Annotated in this window: 3 protein-coding genes; all 3 read left to right on the forward strand. The window is 37.8% G+C overall.

What is annotated here, in order from left to right; translation table 11 throughout:
- The first annotated feature begins 85 nt into the window (after nt 1-85).
- Genes queD through BAZSYMA_RS05140 form a run of 3 tightly spaced genes read left to right on the forward strand, consistent with a single transcriptional unit; the run spans nt 86 to nt 2,328 of the window.
- Nucleotides 86-463 carry a 6-carboxytetrahydropterin synthase QueD gene (gene queD, locus BAZSYMA_RS05130; protein WP_090716336.1) on the forward strand — a complete coding sequence of 126 codons (378 nt, stop codon included), beginning with the start codon at nt 86-88 and terminating at the stop codon, nt 461-463.
- Nucleotides 460-1,254, forward strand: coding sequence for a GTP cyclohydrolase FolE2 (gene folE2, locus BAZSYMA_RS05135; RefSeq protein WP_090716338.1), 795 nt, complete (start codon nt 460-462; stop codon nt 1,252-1,254). The genes queD and folE2 overlap by 4 nt, the downstream gene beginning before the upstream one ends.
- 6 nt (nt 1,255-1,260) lie before the next feature.
- Nucleotides 1,261-2,328: a 3-deoxy-7-phosphoheptulonate synthase gene (locus tag BAZSYMA_RS05140; protein ID WP_090716341.1), complete on the forward strand. Its 1,068-nt coding sequence runs from the start codon at nt 1,261-1,263 to the stop codon at nt 2,326-2,328.
- The last annotated feature ends 48 nt before the right edge of the window (nt 2,329-2,376 follow it).

The raw sequence follows: 2,376 nt of genomic DNA on the forward strand, positions 1-2,376 counted from the left end.
GCGACTAAGTAGACACCTGTTAATTCAAGGTGTAATTAACTCATATAGATTGGTATAATAGCGTTTTTTATAATTTTTCCGAACTATGTTCGTCTTAAAAATTGTCACTGACTTTGCTTCAGCACATTCCTTAAGAAATTACCCTGGTGATTGTTCACGCCTGCATGGTCATAATTGGCAGGTTGAGGTGTCGGTTGAATCTGAAGTAGTTGATGCCTTAGGTATTGCCATTGATTTTCGTGAAATTAAAAAACAAACCAAAGAAGTTGTTAAGAGACTGGACCACCAATATTTGAATGAGATCCCACCTTTTGATGAGTTGAACCCAACTGCTGAAAATATTGCAAAATATTTTTATCAAGAGGTGGGTGTATTAATTAACAATCAAGATGTTCGTGTTTGCGAAGTGATTATTTGGGAGACACCTCGAGCATCTGTTGCTTATTCGGAGCCAAGACTATGAGTGCAGCTAATTTACCTGATACACAAAATAATGCGGATACGCGTCAAATCGTTATTGACAAAGTAGGCATTAAAGATATTTCACATCCAATTACTTTTATTGACCGTGATGGCAATAAAAACCCAACGATTGGCAACTTTACGATGACAGTAACATTACCAGAGCACGTTAAAGGTACGCATATGTCGCGTTTTATTGAGATTTTGAACGACGGGCCTTGTGAATTTAACAGTGGTAATTTTGATAAAATTATTGACAAGGTGTGTGAAAGATTAGAGTCTGATACAGCGCATATCACGCTGGATTTCCCCTTCTTCCGTAAGAAAAAAGCACCTTCTTCAGGTGTGGAATCGTTGATGGATTATCAGGTGACTTTATACGGGATTTTGAATCAAGGTACTTCTGAGGTGATGATAAAAGTTGTGGTACCAGTCACCAGTCTTTGCCCATGTTCAAAGAGTATTTCTAAATATGGTGCGCATAATCAGCGCTCGCATATTACGATTAAAGCTAGAGTTGTCAAAGGTAAAACTTTGCATTTGGAAGATTTGATTGAATTGGCAGAGCAAAAAGCCTCATGTGAGTTGTATGCCATTTTAAAGCGTGATGATGAAAAAGTTGTCACTGAAAGAGCGTATGATAACCCTGCATTTGTTGAGGATTTAGTGCGTGACATTGCAGTTGGTTTAAACGCCAATGATAATATTGATTACTATCGTTTAGAATCAGAAAACTTTGAATCCATTCACAATCACTCGGCTTATGCTTTAATTGAAAATAATAAATATTAAGCCTCCATGCTAAAAAAAATACTACAAAAAATTAGCAATATTCGCATTACTAAGGCAGAATCTATTACGCCACCGATAGTGTACATCAAAAGGCACGAGGTAAAAAAATCGGAATCTGACTTTATTGTTGATGCACGCAAAACCATTGCTAATATCATCAAAGGTAAGGACAAACGCTTGCTTGTTGTTGTTGGTCCTTGCTCTATTCACGATCCTAAGGCGGCGATAGAATACGGCGAGAAATTAGTAAAATTACGCGATGAGTTAAAAGATGATTTGTTTATCGTTATGCGTGTGTATTTTGAAAAGCCACGCACTACTATTGGCTGGAAGGGTTTGATTTACGACCCTGATTTAAACAGCAGCTTTAATATGGAAAAAGGCTTTGATTTAGCGCGCGGTTTATTGTTAGACCTAGCTAAAAAACGCTTACCAACAGCAACCGAATACTTGGACTTAATTACCCCGCAATACATCTCTGATTTGATTTCATGGGGTGCAATCGGTGCGCGTACCACAGAGAGTCAAACACATCGTGAGTTAGCCTCAGGTTTGTCTTGCCCTGTGGGTTTTAAAAATGGCACAGATGGTGGCGCTCAAGTGGCCATTGATGCGGTTGTTTCTGCCAGTAGTTCACATATGTTTTGGTCAATTAATAAAAAAGGCATGATTAATCGCTATACCACTTCGGGTAATCCAAATTGTCATGTCATTTTGCGTGGCGGCAAGGGGGAAACTAATTACGACAGCAAGAGTGTGGATGCAACTGCTAAACAACTTGTTGATTCGGGTTTATCCAATAAGTTAATGGTAGATTTCTCACATGCTAATAGCGAGAAGAAGTTTAAAAATCAAATCAAAGTTGGTGATGATATTGCCAAGCAAATCAGTACAGGTTCTGAGCAAATTTTTGGGGTGATGATTGAGTCACATCTGAATGAAGGTAGCCAGTCAGTTGGACCGTTAAAATCGCTTGAATATGGGGTTAGTATTACCGATGGTTGTATCGGTTGGAACGACACTGAGAAACTACTCAAAACACTCTCAAAATCCATTCAGAAAATAAATTCATAGGTTATTGATTTATAGTGACTTTTTTACTTAAATTATTTGTATTTTTTA

It is taken from the genome of Bathymodiolus azoricus thioautotrophic gill symbiont (assembly GCF_001298715.1).
GTDB lineage: Bacteria > Pseudomonadota > Gammaproteobacteria > PS1 > Pseudothioglobaceae > Thiodubiliella.